Genomic DNA, 4,441 nt, shown 5'->3' with positions numbered 1-4,441 from the left:
GAGAGGCGAAGTGTCTGGTGATCTATGGGGCTAGTCTAGAAGTACCGCGATTAGCAATTAACAGCAAGTGAGGTTATAGAAGGCCGCCCGCAGAAATAACGCTCTCTTATCTGCAAAACTAATAGTCCGTCTTTCGCATCAAACAAAAGTCTAAAGTTTCATTTTTTCCATTTTATTCAATAAGTAATCGGGAATATAATCCAGAAAACACACTTTAAGGATCTTAATATGAGGATCACCGCGACCCAAATTGAACAGTGGGCGGACACAAGAGACGCTCAGGGATGTTGCCCATTTTGATACGGCGATTAATCAGCGCGACCACAACAATAACAGCATTGAGCATGCCCGGCGGTGATTCTGTTTCAACCAGCGGTTGGGATGGTATTATACAGGCTGACAAAGGCAACATCTGGGTTCCTGATGGTGCCTCTTTCTGGGAAATTGGCTGTTCCTCCGACATCATTACTAAGGCACGCTCAGATTTTCGGAAAAGAAATCAACAAATTTCACCACAGGAAGCTACTAAAAGTTGCTTTGTTTTCGTATCGCCACGTCGGTGGCCCAAAAAAGATAGCTGGCTCAAAGAAGCTCGGGCTGAAAACATCTGGTTCAACGTTTATGCACTTGTTGCTGACGATCTGGAGGCATGGCTGGAAAACACTCCGGCTGTAGCTCTCTGGTTAGGTGAACTAACGGGCCATACTGGCACAGGCATTGAATCCATTTCCCATTTTTGGGAACAATGGCGCAATCAGTCACAATTTCCATTAACAAAAGAAACTTTGCTGGCGGGCAGAGAAGAAGAAAAAAACACGCTGAACGGCTTTCTGTCAGAGAAAAAAGAACAAATTATTATCCGGGCGGACAGTCAGGAAGAGGCCATCGCTTTTGCCTGCGCCAGCTTAATAGAAGTGGGGCATGAAAATATAGCCGCCTGCATAACAACTGATGATGGATGGCGCTTTATTGATAAAAATCCCTCAATTAAGTTCTGTCTGGCGATGAACAGTGATATTTCCAGACAAAGCCGTCATCAGCCTGAACGAACTGTTTTTATTCCATTTTCCTTGGGCGATCACAATACTACGGGTAATAAACGAAGTGATACTATTACTCTGGAGCGTCTTACCAGAAGCGATTTTGAAGAGAAGCTCATTGCTTTAGGAGAAGAAGAATCCGATGCAAGGCGATTATCGCGAACAACCGGACGATCCTGGTCGGTTTATCGACGTCTCAGGGCCAAGTACCCGACAATTTCATATCCCGTATGGCTGACCACATCGCCAGCAAACGCGTTAATCACATTGACCCTGGTGGGGTGCTGGAATGGCAAAAAAGCAGGCGATAAATATTGCGTTGAAACTATTGCGAAAATAAATTACGAAGAACTGGAACAGGAACTACGCGAAATCTCTCTTCAGGATGACTCTCCGGTATTACAGATTGGCAATGTATGGAAAGCAAAATCTCCCATTGAGCTATTGTATCAACTAGCCCCTCGACTTACAGAAAGTCAGCTCGAACGTTTCTTCTTGATTGTAAAACAAACGCTACTTAAACCCGATCCTGCCCTTGAAATCAAAAACGAAGAACGCTGGATGGCGGCTATCTATGGAAAAGTTCGTTCAGAATCAGATTTTATTCTGAAATCAATCGCTGACTCACTGGTGAAGCTCAGAATCTACGCTGAAAGCAGTGAAGGGGTTAATTCAGATTTCATCATTGTTGCCATCGACAATCTGGTTAGAGATCTGTTGATGGATGCTGATGGTGAGAGATGGCTGTCATTAACAGACGTATTATGTCCGTTAGCTGAAGCATCACCAGAGGTATTCTTAAAATCCATAGAAACAAGTTTGCAGTCAACAGAGGTTGCCGTTACTCGCCTACTAACGGAAACAAGCGAAAGTACAGGCTTTGGTATGCGTTGTTGGCATGCTGACTTATTGCATGCGCTGGAAATTCTGGCCTGGAACCCAAGACGATTACTTAGAATCAACCTTATTCTTACAACGTTATCATCATTAAGAATTCAGGGAAACTGGACCAATACACCGGAAAATACCCTGAAATCATTGCTCAGACCCTATTGGCCGCAAAAAATGGCTACTGATGAACAAAGACTTATCGTACTTGATATGCTTATCAAAAAGCACGATAGCATTGCCTGGCGTTTTCTCTATGAACAAACCGATCCTATGGGTAGTACGTATACGGAAAATGCCAGACCAAAATGGCGGGATGATGATGCTGGCAGTGCGAAAATGAGAGGAATTTTTTTTAGTGCATATTATTCTGCACTTGGTGAGCTAATACTGAGTTTGGCAGAAAAAAATGCTGAAAGAATAGCTGCACTTATTAAGCGAATAGATCATTTTGAAGGGGGCTATCAAGAAAGACTTATTTTATTAATTAAAAGCACGACTTCATTTCCTGACAAAGACAAGGAGATTGTTAGAGAAGTGTTATATCATTATCTAAACTGGCATAACTCTTATAACACTGATGGAGATAAAAAAAGCAGATCGGTTGCAGAAGACCTCATGCCATTTGTCAGTTTATTAACGCCTCAAGACATTATTCTTGATAAACGCCGACTGTTCACCTCTCATTACCCTGTATTACCAGAAGGAAGTGAAAAAGATCATCTAAGGCATAGTGAAAAAATAAGAAAAATGCGAATCAATGCAATAGAAGAAATCTACTATCAACAAGGATGGGACGGATTATCATCTTTACTTTCAGTAGCACAATCCCCCTCTGTCATAGGGGAGTCTCTGGCAACCTGTAACTTACATTTATTAGACTCATTATCATGGATTATTGAAAAATTCAGGAGTAATGGTTTTCCATTCCATGATCCACTGATCAGTTCATTTTATAACTGGCTCCCTGAAGAAAAGCGGCTTATCCTGATAAACTCTTCAATATTTAAGAATGAGATGGATAGTGATGAAAAAATTGCTGCATTCCAATCAGTACTTCCGCCCACTATGGCTACATGGCACAACCTTACAAATTACCCCGAAAGCGCTCAAATGCTGTACTGGAAGGGAATAAATTATCCACATATCTGGAGTGACGATGCTGATGAAATTGACTACTTCATCGGAAAAATGATGTTTTCTGATAGATATATATCCGCATTTAATCTCGTAAGACATCATATGGAAAAGGTTTCCTGGCAAAACCTATTGAAACTGTTAAACGGATTCCGAACTACCGCTGAAAAAGATGTACCAATGCCAGATGGTTGGCATTTGTCCAAGGCTATAGAATATCTTGAATCGTCAGGACAGGTATCGCGTTTAGAGATTTGGCCTTACTGGAATTTTTCTTTTTCACAGCGTTTAGAAGTTGTGAGAAAGGAGCAAAAAACCTCTACGCGGAATTACTTTGCAATCCACCACTCTTCACGCAATTAATATGCCTTACTTATAAAACAGAATCAGATAAAGAATATAAACAGGATGAATCCTTAATTGCTGCGGCACAACAAGCTTATAGAGTGCTGGATAAAGGGAAAGGGATCCCCGGTCAGAAGCCAGATCAAAGTATTGATGAAGATGTATTTAGTAACTGGATTAAGGAAGTCAGAAAACTAGCGACAGAAAATGACAGAAGCAATATTACCGATTACATAATCGGTAAATGGCTATCCCGCTCAAAACATCTAAATGATGCACCATGGTCCAGCATGACAATCAAAGATTTGCTGGAAGAGACAGAACGGGATGAAATCAGACAAGGTTTCTATTTTGGCACTATTAATAGCCGTGGTACAACAATAAGAGATTATTATGAAGGCGGTGATAAGGAACGAAAACTAGTTGACCAATACAAAGAAATTGCCAACCAGTTATATTTTACTCATCCCAAACTAGCAAGTATCTTTGATGATCTTGCTTCACATTATGATTTTGATGCTGCAAACAATGATCGGCATGCAAAGTTAAGACTTGAAGGATATTAAATCCAACACATTGACACACTTAGTTCTCAAAAGGATTTAAAAATGGGAAAGAACAGCAAGGCAAAACGAGATTTAAAAAAGAAAAAAAGCAGTAACAAATCCAGAGAAAAATCCTCTAGCAAGGGTAATAGAAACTATGAAGACGCTATGCAAAAAATAAAAGATAATTTAACTTCTGTATATAAAGAGTACAATCTCGCAGATCTTTTACTTACATTAAGTATTTCCGAACTATGGCTACCTAATATCTCGTCACCTGTAAAACACACTATAGCTTTCAACACCTTGCTCTCCATGGATGTTAGTACTTTTAATAACCAAAAGGAACTTAAAACATATCAACAAGCAAGAGAATTTTTTAGTATTATTTACAACATATTACCTAACATTCCTCAAATGGAAGATTTTATCCCTCAGCAAGACTGGGGAGCCTGTCAGTAATTCTGTGTAACTGCCAATGTATTA

Annotated in this window: 3 protein-coding genes; all 3 read left to right on the top strand. The window is 40.2% G+C overall.

The annotated features are described in order from the left end of the window. Positions 1–284: 284 nt before the first annotated feature. From JJB97_RS17405 to JJB97_RS17395, 3 genes are read left to right on the top strand one after another with little or no spacing between them, the layout of a single operon-like run. Positions 285–3,428: a hypothetical protein gene (locus JJB97_RS17405; protein WP_238715346.1), complete on the top strand. Its 3,144-nt coding sequence runs from the start codon at positions 285–287 to the stop codon at positions 3,426–3,428. Further along, positions 3,320–3,976: a hypothetical protein gene (locus JJB97_RS17400; RefSeq protein WP_238715345.1), complete on the top strand. Its 657-nt coding sequence runs from the start codon at positions 3,320–3,322 to the stop codon at positions 3,974–3,976. Before JJB97_RS17405 ends, JJB97_RS17400 begins: the two co-directional genes overlap by 109 nt. 42 nt (positions 3,977–4,018) lie before the next feature. Next, positions 4,019–4,417: a hypothetical protein gene (locus JJB97_RS17395; RefSeq protein ID WP_238715344.1), complete on the top strand. Its 399-nt coding sequence runs from the start codon at positions 4,019–4,021 to the stop codon at positions 4,415–4,417. The last annotated feature ends 24 nt before the right edge of the window (positions 4,418–4,441 follow it).

This window comes from Tenebrionibacter intestinalis, from assembly GCF_016632365.1.
Lineage (GTDB): Bacteria > Pseudomonadota > Gammaproteobacteria > Enterobacterales > Enterobacteriaceae > Tenebrionibacter > Tenebrionibacter intestinalis.
The sequence above is the reverse complement of the archived record's forward strand: the minus strand, read 5'-3'. Positions and strand labels throughout refer to the sequence as shown.

What these genes read in the sequence shown, in the direction of transcription:
- JJB97_RS17405 (WP_238715346.1), top strand. Translation starts at nt 285, where the DNA reads ATGTTGCCCATTTTGATACGGCGATTAATCAGCGCGACCACAACAATA.
- JJB97_RS17395 (WP_238715344.1), top strand. Translation starts at nt 4,019, where the DNA reads ATGGGAAAGAACAGCAAGGCAAAACGAGATTTAAAAAAGAAAAAAAGC.